This is a genomic window from Campylobacter felis, assembly GCF_030250085.1.
Taxonomy (GTDB): Bacteria; Campylobacterota; Campylobacteria; order Campylobacterales; family Campylobacteraceae; genus Campylobacter_D; species Campylobacter_D upsaliensis.
Window position 1 is genome coordinate 25,372 of the sequence record NZ_JANURX010000002.1, and the last position, 21,156, is coordinate 46,527.

Genomic DNA, 21,156 nt, shown 5'->3' on the forward strand with positions numbered 1-21,156 from the left:
TTTAATCCTTAATCTTTTCTTCTAAAAATCGATCTAAAACGATGAAGTTGAAAAAATCATAACCCCCATCATTTTCTACACTCATTAAATACAAAAAATGCGCCTTATTTTTATCGCGTTTTATTTTTTTATAATTTTGCGCTTCGTAAAGGGTGTGAAAGCGTGGATTTAAAAGCTTTGGTCCAAAATGATTCTTTGCATAAACCCCGCTTGTTCTTATAAAATCTACCTGCGGAAAACACGCCCCATCGATTACCGAAGTATAATCATACCATTTTAAGTCAAACCCAGCGACAAATTCGAGCTTTTTTCTAAAATCTGTGGATTTTTTTTGATAGCTCACTAAGGGGATACACTCGCCAAGCGTGAGAATTTTAAGCTTAGAAAAATCGACCCCATTTTCTTTACAAAGGATTAAAATTCTAGCTAAAACCTCAATGCAAAGCACACAGCCCACACTATGCGTGAGTAAAATAAGCTCATAATTTTGCTCTTTATTTTCTTTAAGAGTATGATAAATTTTTTGAGAAAAAAGCTCCATTTTTTCTTCCAAAGCCCCCCTTTTTCTCTCTTGCCAATTTGCACAAAAAGAGCAAATTCTAGCAATCCAAAAAACGGCTAATTTTTTCCCATAATAAAATAAAAAACGATTAAGATAAAAAACGAGTAAAATTCCCACCCCAATAGCCAAAAATAAAGGCACATAAAAATAAAGCAAATAAAAAGCGAAAAAACCAAGCCCTAAAGAAAATAGCAAAGAAAAAAGCACATAAAAAAAGGGGTAATAGCCCGTGATGAGTTGATAGATGCTTTCTTTGCCGAATTTAATAAAAAGTCCTGTTATGGTGTAAATTCTAAAAAGAGCATAGCAGTCCATCAGAGCGTCCTTGTAACTTTTGGACCAGTTTTTTCTCACGATGTCATTCCACGCTAAAAAAGTATAGCGACACGAGACATTTTCCGCCTCCACGCTCCAAAAGGGAAAGTCCTCATCAGTATGGCTTTTAGAAAGCTTGGCTTTAATCTTAAAGCGTTTTTGATACTCCTCTAAATTTCTTTTAAATAATAAATAATAATACCGATATCCCTTAGGGTCATACCCTGCTATATAAAATACATCTCTTTTTATCATTTTAAAAACTCAAATTTAATTTTTGAAATTATAACGCAAGAAAATGATTTAACAAAAGGCTAATTTTATCTCATTAAAGAGGAATTTTTGTAAAAATTGCCATTGATTTGATTTGTTTGAAGGAGATATTTTTTAAATTGTGAAACGAGTAAGGAATTTGGCTTATAAGCGTGGGCTTCACGCCAGAAAAAATGAAGTTTCTTAGGATAAGTCAGCCCCTCAAAATCATAAAAAGCCTCCCCACACACCTTAGTAGGACAGCCCTCCATAATCGCACTAAGTCCTACTGTGGAATTTATGGTAATGCAGCCTAGAGCATTTTGAAGTAAAAATGGCAAATAGCTATCATGCACATATAAAATGCGTCCTTCGACATGGTATTTCTCGCTTAATTTTTCTATCAAAGCGGCGTAATTTCTATATCCTCTATCCATAGGGTGATGTTTAAAGACGAGGTAAGATTTAGCTCTTGCGTGATTAGCAAAAGAAAGGATAGTTTCTTCGATAAAATGCTCAATATCTTTTTTGTAGTGATGTAAAATTTGTGTGTCATTATAGACTTGTAAAATGGCTAAAAAATATTTTTTTTCTAGTTTATAAATTTTAGAATTGAGCCTTTTTTCACTGATTTTATACTTGTATTTTAAAAACAAAGCCTTAAACCAAGCAAACATTTCTAAAGGATTTAAAGGGCGGTGATGCAAAGAATTATTAAAAAATGGAGCTAAAATAAAGGCAAAAAACCAGTATAAAAAGCTATAAAAGCCCATAAATTTAAAGCCACCCGGTATTTTCTTTATCTCAGTGCCGACATCTTTTAAATTTAAGTTTAAATAGAAATTTTTATCGCGTGGCATAATCGAGTTTGCATTAACCCCATCTTTTTCTAAGGTGATACAATAAGGTCTTAAATACCCCTCCTCAAAAACCCACACCGCAATGCCTAGTTTTTTGGCGATTTCCAAGCCTGTATGATTGACAAAACGGCAGTCATTATACATCAAAACGACCTCAATTTGATTTTGCGTGAAAAAATCCTCATAAAAAGCGGCTAAATTTTCTTTGCTAGCTCTATAAATTCGTCCCTTAGGATAAAAGAAAAAGTCTCCGCCGTTAAAATTGATTTTTACAATTTTCGCGTCCATTTTTTTAAGCTTTGCTCCCAAACGCGAGAAGAAATTTCCCACAGGACCTTGTAAAAGTGCGACATTTTTACCACTAAATTCTTTTTTTAACAAAAGATCAAATTGCATACTTTTACCCCCCCCTCATTTTTTAAATCCTCTCATTGTTTCCCAGGTGCGTCTTAATTTCCTTAAAGCATAATTCCTAGAATCTATCCCCCACTTAATGTAGAATTTCGAAAAATATGCCCTTTGCATTTGTGTGATGATGTCTAAACTCGTCTCAACCTCACATAAATTCTTAGTTTTAGGATGTAAATAAAGCGGATAAAGAATCAAAACTCCAGCCACAAGCTCTTCAAGGCTTAATTTTCTACTTCGGCGCTTAATTTCGACCCTATCTTCACTTAGTCCCCAGCCTGCATAAAAAGGTGTGCCATAAACGACAACCTTTTTTCTCCTTAAAAGTGCGTCAAAACCAGCAGTTGAGGTAATGGTATGCACTTCATCACTTGCTTCTATGGCACTATGGATACTAGAATGACGCAACATTTCATCACAAATTTGCAAAATGATTTTTTCATCTTTCAAGCCCTTGCGATTTCCGCTTAAAACATCAGGGTGAGGTTTAAAAACTAGATGGGCGTTAGGATTTTCCTCTCTCACTTTTTGGATAAATTGCAAGGTATCAAGCCCTCCACCTCCCAAGAGCATAGAGGCGTCATCTTCGACTTGAGCGGGGATTAGGATAATTTTTTGCCCGGTCTTAGCTTTAAAGTGTAAATTGTCGTGTTTGAGAGTATTATATTTAGAAATTTTATAAAGCTTTAATTTTTCAATTAAGCTTTTTGCCCTTTTTAAAAGCTCTTCATCAAAGTTGTGATTTTGTAAAATTTCTTCTAAATCGCTTGGTTTTGAAGCATCGATGTAAAGCCCCTTGCTATCGACTACTAAAGAAAAAGGACGCGTAAGGTCAGAGCCTAAAGACACCGAACGGATAAAGCCATCTTCAACAAAACAAATTTTTGGTTTTAAATTTGCGTTTTGTTTCGCAATTTGCGTCTTTAAATCCTCTTTTTCTAGGCGTTTGCCCCAGATTAAAAACACATCATCATCATTTAGTTTAAATTTCTCAAGCTCCTTTAAAGAATTTAAAAAGTGCATACTTTTAGCCTTAAAAAATGCCTTCACAAAAGAACGCTTCCATAAAGTAAAACCGAGAAAAAAAAGACGATGATTACTAAACACCCACATCCTTTTAACAAATTCTTTATATTATAACTTTTAAAGCTATCTATTTAGTAAATTTAAGTTTTGTTATAATTGCGTTTAAAGGAAAAATATGAAATATAGCATTATTATCCCTGTGGATTTAAAACTTCGCCCCCTTGATATTCTTAAAAAAGTAAGGCTCATCTTACAAAGGGCTAATGAGGATACAGAACTCATTTTTGGGCATAATGATAGAGGGGGATTTTTTGATAAAAAGCTTAAAAAACTCATCGCTACTAAAAAAAATGCCAAATTAGCCTCCAAACCCTTTTATAAAGAGCTTATCTGCCAAGCCTTGCTAAGAAATGAAGCCTTTAAACTTAGCTCTTGTGAATATATTTATTTAATGGATGTAGATTGCTTGCTTGATGAGCAGGTCAATTTAGCTTGTATTAAGGAGCTTCAAAGCGGTCAAAGTGAATTTATGTTTTTGCCTTGTCTTTATCTTTCATCTAAAGGCTCAAGAGTTGTTTTGAAAAAGAGTCGTGAAGAGCTTTTTGACGCTTTTATCACTTATAAAAAGGACTTATTTACTAGCCTTGCCCTGCCTAGTGCTTGCATTTTTATGAAAAGGGCTGATTATATTGCTATTGGGGGCTTTGATGAGAATTTTAGGGGGCGTGGGGGAGAGGACTTTGACTTTATGCTGCGTCTTGCTTTATTTAAAAAGGCTTTGACACCGAGTAAGGATTTAACGCAAAATGTTTTTTATAAAGCCCCCTTGCTTTCAAGTGGCTTTCGTAAATATCTTGCCTTTTTTTCTTTGCCATATTTTTTTGAAAAAAGGGTGATTTTTCACATACATCATAGTAGAAATAGGCTTCGTGCTTATTTTAGACGCTATGGACAAAACGCCCAAATTTTAGAGCAAAAACGCTATTTTGAAGAGGAAAATTTAAGTCCTTATGGAAAATCTTTACTCAAGCTTTATGAAAGCTTATGCCACAAATATCAAATTAATCTTGACACTTACTCCATTTTATTTCACGATTATCGTCCTAAACTTTTGAGTTTGGAGAGATTTTTACTTTTTTTAAAGAGACTTTAAATGAAAGAATTTTATATGAGTTTAGCCCTAAAAGAGGCGTGGAAATATCAATTTTTAACTTACCCTAATCCAGCAGTTGGTTGCGTTATCCTTGATAAAAATAATCAAATTTTAAGCATTAAAGCCCACGAAAAACAAGGCGAAGCTCACGCCGAATTAAACGCTATTAAAGAAGCCTTAAAGGTTTTAAAGCCCGAATTTAATTTCCCAAAAGAGCCAAATGCCCTGCATGATTTTATCCTTACAAATCATCAAAAACTCTTACAAAACGCTACCGCTTTTGTAACTTTAGAGCCTTGCGCACATCAGGGTAAAACCCCACCTTGTGCGAAGCTTTTTAGTACGCTTAAATTTAAAAAAGTTTTTGTAAGTGTTAAAGATGAAAATCAAATCGCAAGCGGTGGAGCGGAGTTTTTAAGGCAAAATGGTATTTTAGTGGAAATGGGAATTTTAGAAAAAGAGGGTAGGGAGCTTTTAAAGCCTTTTTTAAAATGGCAAAAGGGCACTTTCAAGCTTTTTAAACTCGCCCTAAGTCTTAATGGCAGCGCTTTAGGCAAATTTGTTAGCAATGAAACAAGCCGCACTTATGCGCATCAAATTCGCTCCATTATCGATCTTTTAGTCGTTGGTGGAGGGACTTTAAGAAAAGATCGTCCCATTTTAGATTCAAGACTTTGTGGAGGTAAAGCACCAAATCTTTGCATTTTAAGTCGTCAAAATTTAAAAAGTTTTGATAAAACTATCCCCGCTTTTAATGTCAAAAATCGCCAAATTTTCACGCAAATTCCTTCTAATGCGAAATTTTTAATGTATGAGGGTGGGGCGGAGTTTTTAAAAAGCTTTAAGAATCAAATGGATATGTTTTTAATCTTTCACAATGCTAAATTTAATCAAGAAGAAAATGTCAAACTTGATTTAGAATTAAGACCGCTTTTTAAAGGAAATTTTAAGGAGGATAGTTATGGAATTTACGAGCTTTTATAATTATGCAAGGAGTGATTTAAAATGCTTAAAAATTCAAAGTTTTGAGAAAAATCACACCCTTTATACGCTTCATTTTAAGCAAGATACTCTTAATCCAAACGCCCTAAGTTTGCAGTATAAAAGCCTTAAGCATTATCATTTTAAGGAAAATGACACACTTTTACTCTGTCATTTAGAGGGTAAAATCATACTTTTTCATAATCTCACCCAAAAAGAAGATAATTTTAAAGAGGCTAAAATAAAACATTGCATTTTTTTATGTTTTTTGGGAATTTTTGCTCTACTTTTTGCCCTTTTTGCAGCGATTAACGCCTTTGCTTTGCTTTATCTTATTTTACTCAGTGCGAATTTAATTTTACTTGTTTTAGCCTTTATTAATCTTGGCTTACTTTTTAAGCAAATTCGCATTTTAAAAACGAGTAAGCAAAGTGAAATTGAAGATTTTTTAAAACAAAATTTAAGCAAAAATTCGGCATAATTAGCGTTTTTTGTGGGGCATTAGCTCAGCTGGGAGAGCACGACGCTGGCAGCGTCGGGGTCAGCGGTTCGAGCCCGCTATGCTCCACCAGTGGTTCCGTAGCTCAGTTGGTAGAGCACTACCTTGACATGGTAGAAGTCGTTGGTTCGAGTCCAATCGGAGCCACCATTTTTAAAGGCTTCATTTGCAAGGCTTCATTTTACACACACAAAGGGTTAGAGACGAGGATTTGATCGTCTATATTTTAAGCCCTAAGACACTTTTAAAGACTTATAGATTTTACGGCTTAAGGCATTCTAGTATATTAAGTGGATATAAGATAGATTTTGCTCTTGAGGAAAATTCTAGCTTTTTGCCTCGTCTTAAAGATGTGCTTCATTTAGGTTTTTCGTGGATTTTAGATAGAGAGAAAATGCTTTTTTGGCAGGAATTTATACGCCTTTTGTATGGACATTTAAAAGAGGTAAGTGAGCTTGATAGCTTTTATTTTGACTTGCTTGATGAATGTGCCAAACGCTTTTTAAAGCAAAATCCAAAAAGAGTTATCTTAGATGCTTATGTGAGAATTTTAGAATTTGAGGGGAGGCTGCATAAAGACTTCATTTGCTTTGCGTGTGATGAAAAAATTAAAGGCAATATCACGCTTTTAAGAGCCTTTTTACCTTCGCACGATTTTTGTGCTTTTTCTTATGAATTTCCCCATCAAAAGCTTGAAATTTTTTATGAGAAGAAAAACTGCTCCATTTTTAATGACGAGGAAATTCACAAGCTTTATGAGCTTGTTAAGCAGGGCTTATGAATCCTCTTGTAAAAATTCCAAAAAAGGTGCTTTAAGTGTTTCTATTTCACTTTCATCATATTTTTCCTCACATTCAATTCCTTTTTCTTTCAATCTATAAAGCCCTTGTTTTTTAAGTTCTAAATAGGCATTTTTCACGCCATCAAATTCTAAAATATTATCTTTTTCTTTTATTTCAGCTTGGATATAAATTTTGACTTTAAATATCATATTTTCAAGACTTTCAAGTCGTCTTTTTGTTTCATATTTTAAAGCGACAAGTTTTTTATATTTCACAACACTTACTTGGTATCTTTGTAAAATATCTTCATAAATCTCTATAATTTTAGTATCTACTTGATTGGCATATTTGTTTTTCTTCAACTTGATAACTTTTACTTGATTTGTTACAAGATAAGTGTAAAAATTTTGCTTTTGTTTTAATAGGGTTGTTAATTTGATATTGATTTTAGCAAATAAAGCTTTAAGTTCTTTTGTTTCGTCTTCACATTTATTTATTGTAAAATAAACTTCTGGAGAGACTTTTATACGATTATTTGCCTTGATATTTTTAAGGATAATTAAATTTTTCTTAGGATAGAGCTTATTATCCATAAATAAATCTTCGATAAAAATATTATCCGCTTCTATTCTAGATGCGATGCAGTGTTTTACATAGACACTTTTTGCCTTAATCTCACCGCGTTCTAAATTATTGATAAAAACGACATCGCCCTCAAAAAATCCTTTATGATTTGCTATAAAAGCACTTTGTGCGTAAATTTTTGATTTTGCGTGTGTAGCACCTGTGATTTGAAGTTTGGCGGCTTTTACTTCTGTCGCTCCTACATGCCCTTCTATATTAACATTACTGGCTTTTATATTGACTATGCCAGATTTTACCGCATCATCATTGAAATTTTTATTTGAAACTTCTACATTAATCTCCTTATCTAAATCTGTTTTAATTGAGCCTGTATTTTTTAAATCCACTCTTGAAACCTTTAAAGAACTACTCACGCTAAAGCCCTCAATATCCTTAGTCAAAAAACCATAATTTGCACTAAAATATTGTATTCTATCTTCTAATTCTTTGGTGTAAATGCTATCATCTTTTAATTTAATCGTATTAAGTTCTTCTTCCAAAGGTTCTATATTTAGTAATTCTCCTCTTAGATTTCGCCCAATTTTCCCTAGTTTTTTATACATATATTCAAATAAAAGTTCATCTTTTTGCACAGGTTGAGAATATTGTCTTTCATCATATGTTTTACCCTCACTCATTTCCACTTTTGTGCTTCTATGAAAAATAAGTTTCGCATTTTGATGAGGGATTTCGCTCACGCCTCTTGCAACTATAAATTCAAAGCCATCAGTCTTATCTTCTTTAAGCAAAGCAATACACTCATCTAAATTTCTTTCTAAATCCCTATCCAAACGCAAAATAAGAATTTTGTGTTTAATTAAAGTTTTATATAAAGCCTGTTTTAAATGATGATTGATATTTACATTAGAATCTATTTTTTCATAGCTTAAACGAGCTTTTATAAGAGTTAAATTTGCATTAGTTCCTAAAGTAAATTTAAAAGGATTGTTGCTTGTTTTAGGAAAAATTTCTATCTTGAATTCTTGATGAATGGTATCATAATTTTTCACAAAAAAATCATCAGAGTAAAACACTTCAAGATCAGTTCTAGGATAATTTTTGCTTCTTGGTGGATTTTGTTTGATGCCAAAAGTGTTAAAATCTAAAATGTGAAAATCTAAGTTAAAATCCCATTTTTCTTGCTCAGTTTGTAAAACTTTAAAGGGATTTTTTGTTTGTAAGATTTTATTTTCAAACATCATTTTTTCCTATTTTTATAAATTCTTTTTCTAAATACGAAAGATCCTTAATTTCCCCTTCTTCCCACAATACTAAAATTTGCTTACAAACTTCACATTTTAAAACACTCTCTTCTTTTAAAAGCTCCTCATGTATGCTTCTTGGCACTTGATGAATTTTATCCTCGCACATACAAAGATATTTAAAGCATTCTTCTTGGTCTATAGCGGGATTTCTTAAAGCTTTTATAGTTTTGTAAGTTTTTAGGCTAAAATGCACTTCGTTAAGATGAATCACTCTATATTTGTAAGCATCAATCCACTTATCATCAACGCAAAAATGCTTTGCAATCCAGTCTTTTGTCAAAATGGCAAGCTCTTTTGCGAAATTTTGAGGGTTTTTGGAGTGGTTTAAAAGCTCTTTAGTTTTTTCTACTAAAACTCTATGTGCTTCCTTATGTTCTTCTAACAATGGATAATCGATCTCCTTCATATAGGATTCCTCATCTTTAAAATGAATTTTGATATAATCAAAAAGCTTCACAATCGTCTTTTTAAGCTCTTCTTGTAAGGAGTCATCATAACGCTCTAAAACCTCTTTAGCAAGTTCATTGGCATGATTTGTGATGTCAAATATAAGCTCGTGTTGCTTATCAAGTGCGTAGTTATTAATGCTAAATTCTTTAGTCCATTCAATTTTTTTATTCATTTTAATCCTTGCTATTCAATATTAATCGATTTTATATATTTTTTAATACATTTTATCAAAAAAAAAAAAAAAACAAAATTAAATTTTTAATAACTCAACGCTTTTTAAGGCAAAATCATTATAATTTCATCGCCTTTTCTCAGACCTGTGCAATGTTTTCTTTAAGCAAAGCTTCAGGGTGGGAACACAGCAGAGCACTTGAATTTAATGTGTGCCGCAGTCATCTGGGGAGAGGTTTTCATATTCTATCTTATCCTTAATTCCCGCTTTTTCAAAGCCCTTTAGCCTTAATAAACAGCTATCGCAAGCACCGCAAGCCTTATCCTCACTCTCATAACAAGACCAAGTTAGCTCTAAAGGCACATTTTCTTTTAAAGCAAGACTTACAATTTCAGCTTTACTTAAATGCACCAAAGGCGTTTTAATGCTTAGTTTAAATCCCTCACTCGTGCCTTCATTGATAAAATTTTCCGCCTTTTTGATAAAATTCTCACTACAATCAGGATAACCGCTACTATCCTCCTCGACCACCCCTATATAAAGAGCCTCGCAGCCCTCTTTTTCTGCTAAAGAAGCCGCTATACTTAAAAATATGCCGTTTCTAAAAGGCACATAAGTGTTAGGCAGGGCATTTTGATGTAGGGCATTTTTAGGCACGGCAAGGCTTTCATCAACCAAAGCATTTCCGCCTATGTCTTTAAGAAAACTTGCATTTAAAACATAGTGTTTTAAAACGCCCAAATGCTCACAAATTTGATGAAAACACTCTTTTTCTTTTCTTTCGGTGCGCTGATTATAATCAAAATGCAAAGCGATAATTTCAAAGCCTTCCTTCTTTGCTAAATACGCACACAAAGCACTATCCATACCGCCACTTATGATACATAAAGCCTTTTTCATTTTTTCTCTTTATAAATTTTTCTAGCATATCGACAAAATCATTTTAAATTTAATATCTTGCAAAAAAAATCATAAAAATTTATAATAATGCCTTCAATGAAAGGATAAAAAATGATTAATATTAAACTAATAGAGCATATCTTTAAAGCCGCTTCTATAAGTCGCTGGAACGATTATCCTAGAATGGCAAATTTAGTCGAGCTTGACAAGCAAGCGCATAAATTCATTATCGCTTATTTTATCGCTAAAATGGAAAAAGATGTCGATATGAGAGTGATTATAGAGGGAGGAATTTTTGAATTTTTGAGCCGCGTTGTGGTTACTGACATACGCCCTGATGTGTATCATCAAATCGTGCGTCAAAAAAAAGATGAGGTGAATCGCTGGGTTTTTAGCATACTAGAACCTATGATAGAAAAGATTGAAAATGGTGCGTTTTTAAGGCAATTTGAAGCATATATTAAGGGGGATTCTCATCAAAAAGAAAGGCTTATTTTAAAAGCAGCTTCTTATTTTGCCACGCGTTGGGAATTTAATATCGTTTATCAAACTTCTTCTTTTTTAAATGATATTGAGGAGATTAAAAATAAGGTCGAAGAGGAGCTAGAGGACTATTATGAGTTAATTGGTGCTAGGAAAATTGCCTTAAATCAAAAAATAGCAAAACTTGTGGATTTAAGTGGGAGACTTCGTTTTCAAAAGCGTTGGGCGCAAACACCTCGTATCCCTGAAACTGCCGTGCTAGGACATATGCTTGTTGTGGCGATTTTGGGATATTTTTATTCCCTTAGCATTAAAGCTTGTGATAAAAGATTAGAAAATAATTTTTATTGTGCCTTATTTCACGACCTACCAGAAAGCTTAACGCGTGATATTATAAGCCCTGTAAAATATGGCATAGACGGACTTCATACTATTATAAATGATTATGAAATGCAACTCATCAATGATAAAATTCTTCCCTTTGTCCCCGAACACTTAAGAGCTGAATTTGCTTATATTTTAGGCATTAGAGAGGGAAGAAATGGTGAGGATAAATGGGTCAAAAATGAATTTGAAAACCGCACCTTTAAAAATGGCAAGATAGAGCTTTGTAGTGGAAGTTTAAGCGTTTGTAATGATGATGAATTTGGTGCTATTGACGGCAAGGCACTTAAATATTGTGATAAATTCGCCGCTTTTATTGAGGCTGGACTTTCTATAAGTTATGGAGTGAAATCCAAGGAGCTTTTAAGCGGCTTTAATGAAATGTTTAAATTTTTCTCTCAAAATAAAAGCATAGAGGGAGTTAATTTTCTCACACTTTGTGAAGAATTAAAAAAGGAATTTAATATCGCTTAAAAAGGGCTTTACGCCCCTTTTAATGCAAACTTTCTATGTAAGCTAGAGCTGAAAGTGCTGCCACAGCTCCGTCTCCAGCCGCACAAATAACTTGTTTGGGGGCATCTTGTCTTAAATCTCCTGCTGCAAAAAGTCCGGGGATATTTGTTTGCATTTTGAGATTAACGCTGACTTGCCCACCCTGCTCCATTTTACACAAAAATGAGCCATCATCTTGTTTTAAAATTTCATTACGCACATCAAGCCCTACGAAAGTAAAGATCCCCGGCACCTTTAAATCTCTCTCGCCATTTTTTAGCTCAAGTTTCACGCCTAAAACTCCACTTGCATCGCCATAAACCTCATCGACACTCGCACTAGTGATTAATTCTATCTTATCGCTTTTCTTCACTTTTTCCACCGTGCCTGGTGCGGCTCTAAATGTATCGCGGCGATGGATTAAATAAACTTTTGAGCAAATATTTGCCAAATATAAAGCCTCCTCAAGTGCTGTATCGCCACCACCTAAAACAGCAACTTCTTTATTTTTATAAAAAAAGCCATCGCAAGTCGCACAAGTGCTAACCCCACGCCCAAAAAACTCATCTTCGCCTTTAAAGCCTGCTTTTCTAGGTGCTGAACCCGTGCAAACAATTACCGCTTTAGCCACTTCACTCTTTCCTCCCTCAAGGGTGATTGTAAAAGTGGCGTCTTCATTTTTACTAATCTTTTCAACGCCGACCATTTCGTGCTTTAAACCAAAACGCATACATTGCTCACCCCAAGGAGCCATAAAGGAAATTCCATCCATTACTTGGGCGACTCCGGGATAATTTTCAATTTCAGAGCTTGAAGTGATCTGCCCTCCTGGCATACCCTTTTCAAACATCACAACATTTTTAAGACCGCCTCTTGTCGCGTAAAGTCCCGCACTAAGTCCCGCAGGACCACCACCTATAATCGCTAAATCTAACATCATTTTTCCTTTAAATTTTTATGCCAAATGATACAAAAAATTTCTTAAGGCTAGTTAATAAAAATTATTATTTGCAAAAATTTGCACTAGGGCATTAAGATTATATCTACTAAGGTTCCTTTTTGCACTTTTTCGCACTCTTTTGGGACTATCATTAAAGCGGCTTTATTGTTAAGATTATTGATAATCGCACTTGAACCCTCTTTTTTACCCTTTAAATTCACGCACACCCTGCCCTCTTTAAGCTCCACATTACACGCGACAAATTCCAAATAAGGGCTTTTTTTAATATAATCTTGCTCCAAAAAAGCGTGTAAAATATAATCCTTTTTTTGCAAAAGCCAAGCGTTTAAAATTTCTCTTGCATATAAATTAAACATCACCATAGCAGAGTATGGAAAGCCGGGCAGTGCAAGGATAAATTTCTCCTCAAATTGAGCGATTTTAATGTGGCGACCGGGCTTTATATCGACCTTGTCGATGATGATTTCATACGCTCTTACCGCTTTTTTTAAAAAGTCAAAATCTCCCATAGAAACGCCCCCTGTTGTGATTAAAATATCGCAAGTTTTAAGGGCATTTTCTAAGGTGCTTTGCGTGAGTTTTTCTTCATCTTTTAAAAGAGGGAAGACTCTAGCTTCACAGCCTAATTTTTGTGCTAAATTCGCTAAGGCGATGTGATTTGATGAGCGAATTTGCGCAGGATTTTCCAAAGCCTCACCCAAGTCCTTAATCTCACTTCCACTACTTAAAACTCCCACCACAGGACGCACAAAAACGCTAATGTGAAAAAAGCCAAGTTCAGCTAAAAGCGCTATCTCACTATAATCGAGTTTCGTTCCTCTTGCTAACAAAAGCTCATCTTTTTGATAGCTCTCCCCTACTTTTCTTACCGCAAACCCCTTTTTAACAGCTTCTTTGATGTAGATTTGCCCCTCCTTTAATTCCACATTTTCCACAGGAACCAAAGTATCACTACCCTCACTCATCAAAGATCCTGTGAAAGTTTTCACACAAGTGCCACTTTCGACCTTAAATTCAGGCATTTTTCCTGCTGGAGTAACGCCCAAAACTCTCAATGGCTTGTCTTGCTCGTCAAATTTGAGTGCATAGCCGTCCATAGCAGAGATGGGGAATTCGGGGTAGTTTTTAAGGGCTTTGATATCTTGAGCTAAAATGCGTCCTAGACACTGCGTTAGGGCGACTTTCTCCACCTTTTCATAGGGTTTTAAATGTGCTTTTAAAAGCTCTAAACTTGTTTCATAAGACATTAACATTGTTTATCCTTAAGCTAAAATTCCAGCGCCCTTAAGTTTATAAGAGCGTTTTTTTGCGTAAATTTTTTCACCCTTTATCACATCATATTTCCAAATGGGCGCACTTTTTTTAAAATCTTCCACAAAATCATTTAAAAGCTTTAAGCCAAGCTTTCTATTTTTACTCAAAACCCCTGCTAAATAAGAGCTTTGATGAATTTTTACTTCGCCTAAAGAATGCGCGAAAAAAAACTTGACTCCCTCTTTTTTGTAATTTTCTTCCCAGCCACTAAACCACTCCTTTAAAAGCGGCTCATAAAGTTCAAAGCTAAGAGCCTCTACTATACCCTTAGTTTCATCGCTTTGCTCTTCTCTTACTATGCCGCAAAAGCTTAAAAATGCCCCGCAGTTTTTATCTCTAAGGCTTTCATACCATTTTGTATAAATGAGACTTATATCTAAAGCCCCTTTGTGAATTTCAAACATCTAGCCTCCACAAACAGGCGGTAAAAGGGCGATTGTATCCCCTGATTTTAAACTGACATTTTCATCAAAAACCATAACGCCATTTAAACAAACCGCACAAAGCTCAAGCCACTCTTTCAGGCTTTCATCTTGCTTTAAAATTTCTTTAAGCTCTTTTAAAGAAGAGATTTCAAGCTTTAAATTTGGCTTATTGATAGGTCCTAAAAATTCAATCGTTACCATTATCTTCAACCTCCAAATTTCCCATCATACCTAAATCCTCGTGTTCTAAAATATGACAATGATACATTCTAAGTCTTAATTCTTCATTGGGACGGACATTAATCGTATCTCTTAAGGCTCTAAATTCGGCTTTTTTAATCTTGCCATTTAATTTTGATGAAATAAGCTCAAACTGCGTCCCGTGTATGTGAAAAGGATGATTCATATGAGATTTATTAATAATAATCCAATCTTCAACAACCCCCACCTTAGAGCTTAAATCAATGCGTTTTAAATCATAAATTTTATTATTGAGTAAAAACATCGAAGCTAAAGCCTTTTTTAAGTCCTCTTCGCCTTTTTTCATCAAGCCGTGCATTTGCGTATGATCTTCACTCATAATCACTTCTTTAAATTCCTTAGGCTCTTCTTTTACCATCATTTTATCCCTATCATAATAAAGATTTTCTAGCTTAAATTCGCCACCCTCTGGCACAGAGATTAAAAATTCCGCCCTTGAAGCGGAGCTTAAAAAAAGCTCATCTTTAAAAAGGGGCTTTTCTATCAACCCCCCATCAGTGCCGACAAGGATAAATTTAGCCCCTTGTATGCGTAAATTTAAATACCTTGCCGCAGTGGCGTTGTAAATGCGGATGCGCTCCTTTGTGCTAAGGGTAATTTTAGGCTTAAACTGCCCATTAATAAGCACAAATTCCCCCTCCCTGCCATTAAGCCAATCAGTAAGATTATTATTTGGAATTTGAGCGTTTTCATCAAGTCGCAAATCGCTTATCATCAAATCTTTTTCTTTAAAATGGCTTAAAGCATCTTTTTTAGCCTTCACTACAAAAGCCCCAGCCAAGCCCATAAAAACTTGCTTAGAGCTAATAAAATGCGGATGCGGATGATACCAGTAAGTCCCTGCGCTGTCTTTAGGGATTGTAAAACGATATAGCCTTTCTTCTCCAGCTAAAATGGGATCGTGAGGATTTCCATCTTGCTCAGGTGGGACTAAAACTCCGTGCCAATGTATGGTTGTAGGCTCTTTGAGTTTATTTTTAACGATAATTTCAACAACATCTTCTTCAAAAACTTCTATTTTTGGGGCTGGAATTGAGCCATTGTAAGTATAAAATTTAGTTTTTTTACCTTTAATGAGTTCAATTTCACTTTCTTCAATGTCAATTTTTGCACGGAAAAAATTTCTCTTTTTGCTTTCATTTTGAAGTAGAGGTAAGGCTTTTAGCATTTCTCCTTGCGGAAAAATATTGGGATCTAAAAGCTTTAAATTTTTGGGAGCAAAATTGATAAAAGAAGTATTTAAATTCGTATGATTAACGCTATGATGTGCGTGGTGGCTTTGCATAGGATTAGCGTAGGCTATGCCTAAACTTGCCAGGCTTAGTGCGTTAAATTTTAAAAAATTTCTTCTATTCATAAATTTTCCTTATGTCTATTAAATTTTTGATAATTGTAACCATTTTTTTAAAATTTTTTGTAAATGTTTATTGTGAATTATTGTGTTAATTTTGTTATGATTTGGCAATTTAATTAAGGAAAAATAATGTTTTATGAAACAATTCAAACACCAGCTTACATTTTAGAAGAGGATAAATTAAGAAAAAATTGCGAACTTTTAGCCAAAGTGAGTGAAAAAAGTGGGGCAAAAGTGCTTTTAGCCTTAAAAGGTTTTGCCTTTTCAGGGGCGATGAAAATCGTAGGAGAATATCTTAATGGCTGCACTTGTAGCGGACTTTGGGAGGCAAAATTTGCAAAAGAATTTATGGATAAAGAAATTCATACCTTCTCTCCCGCCTTTAAAGAAGATGAAATGGACGAGATTATAGGGCTTTCCCACCACATCATTTTTAACTCTCTTCATCAATTTAATCTTTTTAAAGAAAAAGCTAAGGCTAAATCTTTAGGGCTGCGTTGTAATCCTGAATATTCCTTAGCTCCAAAAGAGCTTTATAATCCTTGTGGGCGGTATTCTAGACTTGGAATTTTAAGTAAAGATTTAGAAAATGTGAATTTAAGCGAAGTCGATGGGCTTCATTTTCACGCTTTGTGCGAAGAAAGTGCGGATAGCTTAGAAGTTGTTTTAAATGCCTTTAAAGCGAAATTTGGCAAGTGGATAAAAAAGATAAAATGGGTCAATTTTGGCGGCGGACATCACATCACCAAAAATGGTTACAACACGCAAAAGCTCATCGCTCTTTGTAAAAAATTTAGCGATAAATTTGGGGTGCAAGTGTATTTGGAGCCGGGTGAAGCGGTGGGCTGGCAAACAGGTGTTTTGGTCGCTTCCGTGATAGACATTGTGGAAAATGAGAAAAAAATCGCCATTTTAGATACCTCAAGCGAAGCACATATGCCTGATACTATCATTATGCCTTACACGAGCGAGGTTTTAAACGCTAGGATTTTAAGCACGAGGGAGGGGGAGCAAATTTCAAGCTTAAACGAGGGCGAAAAGGCGTATTTGTTAGCGGGAAATACTTGTTTAGCAGGCGATGTGATGGGAGAGTACGCCTTTAAAAAAGAGCTTAATAGGGGCGATAAAATAGCCTTTTTAGACCAAATTCATTATTCCATAGTTAAAAACACGACTTTTAATGGCGTCATTTTACCGAATTTAATGCTTTATACTAAGAAAAAAAAGCTTGAGATGATTAGAAAATTTTCTTATGAGGATTATGCGAAAAGAAATTGACTTATTATGTCAATAAAACATAAAATAATTTTTGCATTTTTGTTAAATTTTTTTTAAAAAATATAAAAAATTTTTACATTTAATCGTATTTTAAAAATGTTTTAGAATACTATAATTTCGTATTTTTAACTTCTTTTATCGTGTAGTGAAAATGTGAAAAAAATTTATAAATTTCAGTTTTTTTTAAATTAAATAGTATTATGATACAAGCAAGTTTTAAAGGGGCTTAGAGTGCGTAATAGGCAATTTTTGCATAATATTATTTGCCCTAGAAACGAGTCTTAAAAAGTTGGGGAGTAGTGGTGAATTTAGAAAATTTAAGATCTGCTAGAAGTCTTTATTATCAATGCTTAGGCGAGGTTTTTAGCTTTTCTTTTTCTCAAAATAGATTAGCAAATTTGACCCAGTATCTAAATGCGATGAACGAGTGTATTTTCGATGATACTTTAAAGACAAATTTTGCTTTTTTGCTTGAAAGTTTAAAAACTCCACAAGATATGCAAAAACTCATTAAAGAATATGATCTTTTATTTTTGGCTTTAAAAAGTGCTATTCCTACGACTTTTTCCTACATAGAGGAAGGTTTTGAAAATTCAAATGCCTTACTCTTAGTGCGTCAAATTCTTATCAAAAGTAAGCTAAGAAGAAATGAAGCTTTTTTTAAAGAAGGCGAAGATAGTGTCGGCTTTTGCTTTCTTTTAATGAGTGAATTTTTAAGAGAAAAAAGCGATAATTTGGCAAAAGAGCTTTTTGAAAAACTCATTAATCCTAACATTGATGAGTTTTTAAATCTTATCTTGGCAAATGAGGCTGCCTTATTATTTAAAGAAATCGCTTTAATAGGCACGGCTTTTATAGAATTTGAAAGATTTTGTTTTGAGCTTGAAAAGCCTATAAAAACACAAAGTAAAAAGGTACAAAATGACCTTTCTAGATCCGAATTTTTAAGGAGAGAAACCAATAAAAGGAGAAAGCTTGGAAAAACGCAGGAAATTTCTTAAAAACTCTGCCCTAGCTTTAGCTGGAGTGGGTGTTTTAGGTGCGACAAATGTGGCTTTTGGCGAAGAAAAAGCTGAAAATAAACTTGTTCGCGGAAAGAGTAAAAAAAAGGAAGTGCTTTATCAAAGAAGTGCTAACTGGGAAAAATACTACATAAAGGCTGAATAATGAAATTAAATCGTCGTTCATTTTTAAAAATGGCAGCACTTTCAAGCCTTGCAACTCCGCTTTTGGGGCGTAGTGAGGTGTTAAGAGAAGCTAAGGAAAGTGAGCTAAGTGAGGCTTTTGAAGGAAGCAAAAAGGTAAGAAGTGTTTGCACCGCCTGTTCTGTGGGCTGCGGTATCATTGCTGAAGTGCAAAATGGCGTTTGGCTTAGACAAGAAATCGCCCAAGATCACCCTGTAAGCTTTGGAGGACATTGCTGTAAGGGTTCTGATATGATTGATATGGTGCGTTCTCATGTGCGTTTAAAATACCCTATGAAAAAAGAAAATGGCGAATGGAAACGCATAAGTTACGAGCAAGCTTTAAGCGAAATAGGAGAAAAATTAGCTGGCTACCGTAAGGAAAATCCTGAAAGCGTGATGTTTGTAGGCTCTGCTAAATTAAGCAATGAACAAGCCTATTATATACGCAAATTTGCCGCCTTTTTTGGGACAAATAATATAGACCACCAAGCTAGAATTTGACATAGCGCAACAGTCGCCGGTGTGGCGAATACATTTGGTTATGGCGCGATGACAAATCATCTTGGCGATATACAAAAGTCAAAATGTATTTTCATTATAGGAGCAAATCCAGCTGTAAATCACCCTGTGGGCTTTAGACATTTTTTAAAAGCTAAAGAAAAAGGTGCGAAGCTTATCGTAGTCGATCCTCGTTTTACAAAAAGTGCAGCAAAAGCGGACATTTACGCACAAATTCGTCCCGGCACTGATATAGCTTTTATGTATGGTATGCTTAAAATTATCTTTGATGAGGGTTTGGAGGATACAAAATACCTTGACGAAAGAGTTTTTGGGATCGATAAAATTAGAGAAGAAGCGGCAAAATGGGACGCTAAAGAGGTTGAAAATGTTACGGGCATACCAGAGGCTAAATTAAGAAAAATTACCTTTGAAGTCGCTAAAAATAAGCCTACAACGCTCATTTGGGCTATGGGGCTTACCCAGCACACCGTAGGAACTTCAAATACGCGTTTAGCACCTATTGTGCAAATGGTGCTTGGTAATATCGGTAAATTTGGCGGTGGAGTGAATATTTTAAGAGGACACGATAATGTGCAAGGTGCGTCCGATGTGGCTTGTTTGAGTGAAAATTTGCCCGGCTATTATCCTTTAAATGAAGCGAGTTGGAGATATTACGCACAAATTTGGGGCGTGGATTATGAGTGGCTTTTAGGAAATTTCGTCAGTAAAGAGTGGATGCACAAAACGGGCTTAAGCCTTGCTAGATGGTGGGCGGCGGCTTTAAATGGCAAAGATGATAATGATAAAATAGACAATGCGGGAACGGCTTTAAAAGCTTTAATTGTAATGGGTAATGGTATTACCTCAACCGCCCAGCAGGCTAAGGTCAAAGAGGGTTTAGAGGCTTTGGAGCTTTTAGTTTTAGCCGATCCTTTCGTCAATGAAGCGGGTATTATAAGTGAGAGAAAAGATGGAATTTATCTTCTTCCTGCTGCAACGCAGTTTGAAACAAGTGGGAGTGTAACCGCCACTAATCGCAGTGGGCAGTGGAGATTTAAGATCGTAGAGCCACTTTATGAAAGTAAGGAAGATCAAGAAATTTTATTTGAACTTGCTAAAAAACTCGGCTTTTATGAGGATTTCACTAAAACCTTACGCGATGAAAATGGCAAAATTGTTTGGCCTGAAAACGCGACAAAAGAATTTGCTGGGGCAATTCGTAGCATAGGGCTTAATGGCTGGAGTGCAGAAAGACTTAAAAAGCATGCGCTAAACTGGGATAAATTTGATGAAATCACACTCGAGGGTAAAGAAGGTGAGGTAAAAGGCGAGTATTTTGGACTTCCTTGGCCTTGTTGGAGTGAAAAGCACCCGGGCTCTCCTGTGCTTTATAATACTGACATTGAAGTGGCTAAAGGCGGTATGGGCTTTAGAAATAATTTTGGGCTTGAGTATGAGGGCGAAAGTCTTTTGGCTAAAAACGCTCCGTTAAATTCGCCTATTAATACAGGCTATCCGCAAATTACTAAGGATAATATAGAAAAAGTTTTAAATATCACTTTAAGTGAAGAAGAAAAGGCTAAAATGGGTCCAACTTGGGCTTTAGATGCGAGTAATATCATCGCCACAAAATGTATGCAAAAAGGCATAGTGCCTTATGGTAACGCTAAGGCTAGAGCTGTGGTATGGACATTTAAAGATCAAATTCCGCTTCACAGAGAGCCACTTCACTCTCCAAGAAATGATTTGGTGCAAAAATATCCTAGCTTTGAAGACCAAAAAGCTCTTTATAGAGTGGATACGAAATTTATTTCCGTGCAGCAGGCTAAGGATTATTCCAAAGAATTCCCGCTTAATCTTGTTACCGCGCGTCTTGTGAATTTAAATGGTGCAGGTATGGAAAATAGGGCTTCTATGTATCTTACTCGCCTGACGCCTGAGATGTTTTGTGAGATTAATGAAGCATTAGCCAAACAAGAAAATATCAAAAAAGGCGATATGATATGGGTGCATTCGCCTGAAGGCACGAAGATTAAGGTTAGAGTTAAAATTAATAACGGTGTAGCTAAGGATATGATTTTCCTACCTTTCCACTTTACAGGAGTCATGCAGGGTGTGGATTTAACGCATAATTTCCCTGAAGGAACGAAGCCTTATGCAAGTGGAGAAAGTGCAAATACGGTAACAAATTATGGTTATGACATTATGTGTCAAATTCCAGAAACTAAGGGTGGCTTGTGCCGAATTTCAAAGGATGGGGTGTAAAA

General features: G+C 35.0%; 18 protein-coding genes, 2 tRNA genes, 1 other RNA gene and 2 pseudogenes. 12 read left to right on the forward strand and 11 right to left on the reverse strand.

Translation table 11 applies throughout. The features are described from left to right. Position 1: 1 nt before the first annotated feature. The 3 genes and pseudogenes from NYG92_RS01370 to NYG92_RS01380 form a co-directional block, all read right to left on the reverse strand. On the reverse strand, positions 2-1,129 hold the full coding sequence (locus tag NYG92_RS01370) for a DUF829 domain-containing protein (RefSeq protein ID WP_289233408.1): 1,128 nt from the start codon (positions 1,127-1,129) through the stop codon (positions 2-4). Between the two features lie 68 nt (positions 1,130-1,197). Next, on the reverse strand, positions 1,198-2,385 hold the full coding sequence (gene kpsS / locus NYG92_RS01375; RefSeq protein WP_289233300.1) for a capsule polysaccharide modification protein KpsS: 1,188 nt from the start codon (positions 2,383-2,385) through the stop codon (positions 1,198-1,200). 15 nt (positions 2,386-2,400) lie between these two features. Next, positions 2,401-3,531, reverse strand: a pseudogene (locus tag NYG92_RS01380) (capsular polysaccharide export protein, LipB/KpsS family); the annotation flags it as partial. Between the two features lie 67 nt (positions 3,532-3,598). Between NYG92_RS01380 and NYG92_RS01385 the strand changes: the two are divergent. The 6 genes from NYG92_RS01385 (at position 3,599) to recO (ending at position 6,837) form a co-directional block, all read left to right on the forward strand. Beyond that, complete coding sequence (locus NYG92_RS01385; RefSeq protein ID WP_270960171.1) at positions 3,599-4,576, forward strand: galactosyltransferase-related protein; 978 nt, start codon at positions 3,599-3,601, stop codon at positions 4,574-4,576. Next, on the forward strand, positions 4,577-5,560 hold the full coding sequence (gene ribD, locus NYG92_RS01390; RefSeq protein ID WP_289233301.1) for a bifunctional diaminohydroxyphosphoribosylaminopyrimidine deaminase/5-amino-6-(5-phosphoribosylamino)uracil reductase RibD: 984 nt from the start codon (positions 4,577-4,579) through the stop codon (positions 5,558-5,560). Further along, a complete protein-coding gene (locus tag NYG92_RS01395) occupies positions 5,538-6,038 on the forward strand; it encodes a hypothetical protein (protein ID WP_199360725.1) in 501 nt (166 codons plus the stop codon). Before ribD ends, NYG92_RS01395 begins: the two co-directional genes overlap by 23 nt. Before the next feature lie 14 nt (positions 6,039-6,052). Next, positions 6,053-6,128: transfer RNA gene (locus NYG92_RS01400), tRNA-Ala, on the forward strand. A 2-nt stretch (positions 6,129-6,130) separates the two neighbouring features. Beyond that, positions 6,131-6,206, forward strand: a tRNA-Val gene (locus NYG92_RS01405). A gap of 16 nt (positions 6,207-6,222) precedes the next feature. Next, complete coding sequence (gene recO / locus NYG92_RS01410; protein WP_027304525.1) at positions 6,223-6,837, forward strand: recombination protein RecO; 615 nt, start codon at positions 6,223-6,225, stop codon at positions 6,835-6,837. Here the strand turns inward: recO and NYG92_RS01415 are convergent. Next, positions 6,832-8,664 carry a flagellar assembly protein A gene (locus tag NYG92_RS01415; protein WP_289233302.1) on the reverse strand — a complete coding sequence of 611 codons (1,833 nt, stop codon included), beginning with the start codon at positions 8,662-8,664 and terminating at the stop codon, positions 6,832-6,834. The two genes, recO and NYG92_RS01415, sit on opposite strands and share 6 nt — an antisense overlap. After that, entirely contained in the window at positions 8,654-9,349 is a 696-nt protein-coding gene (locus NYG92_RS01420; RefSeq protein ID WP_270966257.1) for a bacteriohemerythrin, read from the reverse strand. Before NYG92_RS01420 ends, NYG92_RS01415 begins: the two co-directional genes overlap by 11 nt. Positions 9,350-9,485: 136 nt before the next feature. Here NYG92_RS01420 and ffs point away from each other — a divergent pair. Then, an RNA gene (gene ffs, locus NYG92_RS01425) (signal recognition particle sRNA small type) lies at positions 9,486-9,583 on the forward strand. Here the strand turns inward: ffs and queC are convergent. Continuing rightward, positions 9,584-10,249: pseudogene (queC, locus tag NYG92_RS01430) on the reverse strand (7-cyano-7-deazaguanine synthase QueC); the annotation flags it as partial. A gap of 111 nt (positions 10,250-10,360) precedes the next feature. Between queC and NYG92_RS01435 the strand changes: the two are divergent. After that, positions 10,361-11,590, forward strand: a complete 1,230-nt coding sequence (locus tag NYG92_RS01435) for an HD domain-containing protein (protein WP_289233303.1) — start codon at positions 10,361-10,363, stop codon at positions 11,588-11,590. 19 nt (positions 11,591-11,609) lie between these two features. Here the strand turns inward: NYG92_RS01435 and trxB are convergent, their stop codons facing one another. The 5 genes from trxB to NYG92_RS01460 form a co-directional block, all read right to left on the reverse strand. Continuing rightward, entirely contained in the window at positions 11,610-12,545 is a 936-nt protein-coding gene (gene trxB, locus NYG92_RS01440) for a thioredoxin-disulfide reductase (protein ID WP_289233409.1), read from the reverse strand. Between the two features lie 86 nt (positions 12,546-12,631). After that, entirely contained in the window at positions 12,632-13,822 is a 1,191-nt protein-coding gene (locus NYG92_RS01445; RefSeq protein WP_289233304.1) for a molybdopterin molybdotransferase MoeA, read from the reverse strand. A gap of 9 nt (positions 13,823-13,831) precedes the next feature. Beyond that, entirely contained in the window at positions 13,832-14,287 is a 456-nt protein-coding gene (locus NYG92_RS01450; RefSeq protein WP_270966261.1) for a molybdopterin synthase catalytic subunit, read from the reverse strand. Then, positions 14,288-14,509: a MoaD/ThiS family protein gene (locus NYG92_RS01455; protein ID WP_004277947.1), complete on the reverse strand. Its 222-nt coding sequence runs from the start codon at positions 14,507-14,509 to the stop codon at positions 14,288-14,290. Then, positions 14,496-15,926, reverse strand: coding sequence for a multicopper oxidase family protein (locus NYG92_RS01460; RefSeq protein ID WP_289233305.1), 1,431 nt, complete (start codon positions 15,924-15,926; stop codon positions 14,496-14,498). Before NYG92_RS01460 ends, NYG92_RS01455 begins: the two co-directional genes overlap by 14 nt. A gap of 126 nt (positions 15,927-16,052) precedes the next feature. On the opposite strand from NYG92_RS01460, the gene nspC reads away from it, so the two are divergent. The 4 genes from nspC to NYG92_RS01480 all read left to right on the forward strand — a co-directional run bounded on the left by nspC (position 16,053) and on the right by NYG92_RS01480 (position 21,154). Continuing rightward, positions 16,053-17,201 carry a carboxynorspermidine decarboxylase gene (gene nspC / locus NYG92_RS01465; protein WP_289233306.1) on the forward strand — a complete coding sequence of 383 codons (1,149 nt, stop codon included), beginning with the start codon at positions 16,053-16,055 and terminating at the stop codon, positions 17,199-17,201. A 302-nt stretch (positions 17,202-17,503) separates the two neighbouring features. Beyond that, positions 17,504-18,202 carry a TorD/DmsD family molecular chaperone gene (locus tag NYG92_RS01470; RefSeq protein WP_270977488.1) on the forward strand — a complete coding sequence of 233 codons (699 nt, stop codon included), beginning with the start codon at positions 17,504-17,506 and terminating at the stop codon, positions 18,200-18,202. Beyond that, complete coding sequence (locus NYG92_RS01475; protein ID WP_004277943.1) at positions 18,177-18,368, forward strand: twin-arginine translocation signal domain-containing protein; 192 nt, start codon at positions 18,177-18,179, stop codon at positions 18,366-18,368. Before NYG92_RS01470 ends, NYG92_RS01475 begins: the two co-directional genes overlap by 26 nt. Beyond that, positions 18,368-21,154 carry a molybdopterin-dependent oxidoreductase gene (locus NYG92_RS01480; RefSeq protein WP_289233307.1) on the forward strand — a complete coding sequence of 929 codons (2,787 nt, stop codon included), beginning with the start codon at positions 18,368-18,370 and terminating at the stop codon, positions 21,152-21,154. The genes NYG92_RS01475 and NYG92_RS01480 overlap by 1 nt, the downstream gene beginning before the upstream one ends. Positions 21,155-21,156 lie beyond the last annotated feature (2 nt).

What these genes read in the sequence shown, in the direction of transcription:
- kpsS (WP_289233300.1), bottom strand. Translation starts at nt 2,385, where the DNA reads ATGCAATTTGATCTTTTGTTAAAAAAAGAATTTAGTGGTAAAAATGTC.
- NYG92_RS01385 (WP_270960171.1), top strand. Translation starts at nt 3,599, where the DNA reads ATGAAATATAGCATTATTATCCCTGTGGATTTAAAACTTCGCCCCCTT.
- ribD (WP_289233301.1), top strand. Translation starts at nt 4,577, where the DNA reads ATGAAAGAATTTTATATGAGTTTAGCCCTAAAAGAGGCGTGGAAATAT.
- NYG92_RS01395 (WP_199360725.1), top strand. Translation starts at nt 5,538, where the DNA reads ATGGAATTTACGAGCTTTTATAATTATGCAAGGAGTGATTTAAAATGC.
- NYG92_RS01415 (WP_289233302.1), bottom strand. Translation starts at nt 8,664, where the DNA reads ATGATGTTTGAAAATAAAATCTTACAAACAAAAAATCCCTTTAAAGTT.
- NYG92_RS01420 (WP_270966257.1), bottom strand. Translation starts at nt 9,349, where the DNA reads ATGAATAAAAAAATTGAATGGACTAAAGAATTTAGCATTAATAACTAC.
- NYG92_RS01435 (WP_289233303.1), top strand. Translation starts at nt 10,361, where the DNA reads ATGATTAATATTAAACTAATAGAGCATATCTTTAAAGCCGCTTCTATA.
- trxB (WP_289233409.1), bottom strand. Translation starts at nt 12,545, where the DNA reads ATGTTAGATTTAGCGATTATAGGTGGTGGTCCTGCGGGACTTAGTGCG.
- NYG92_RS01445 (WP_289233304.1), bottom strand. Translation starts at nt 13,822, where the DNA reads ATGTTAATGTCTTATGAAACAAGTTTAGAGCTTTTAAAAGCACATTTA.
- NYG92_RS01450 (WP_270966261.1), bottom strand. Translation starts at nt 14,287, where the DNA reads ATGTTTGAAATTCACAAAGGGGCTTTAGATATAAGTCTCATTTATACA.
- NYG92_RS01455 (WP_004277947.1), bottom strand. Translation starts at nt 14,509, where the DNA reads ATGGTAACGATTGAATTTTTAGGACCTATCAATAAGCCAAATTTAAAG.
- NYG92_RS01460 (WP_289233305.1), bottom strand. Translation starts at nt 15,926, where the DNA reads ATGAATAGAAGAAATTTTTTAAAATTTAACGCACTAAGCCTGGCAAGT.
- nspC (WP_289233306.1), top strand. Translation starts at nt 16,053, where the DNA reads ATGTTTTATGAAACAATTCAAACACCAGCTTACATTTTAGAAGAGGAT.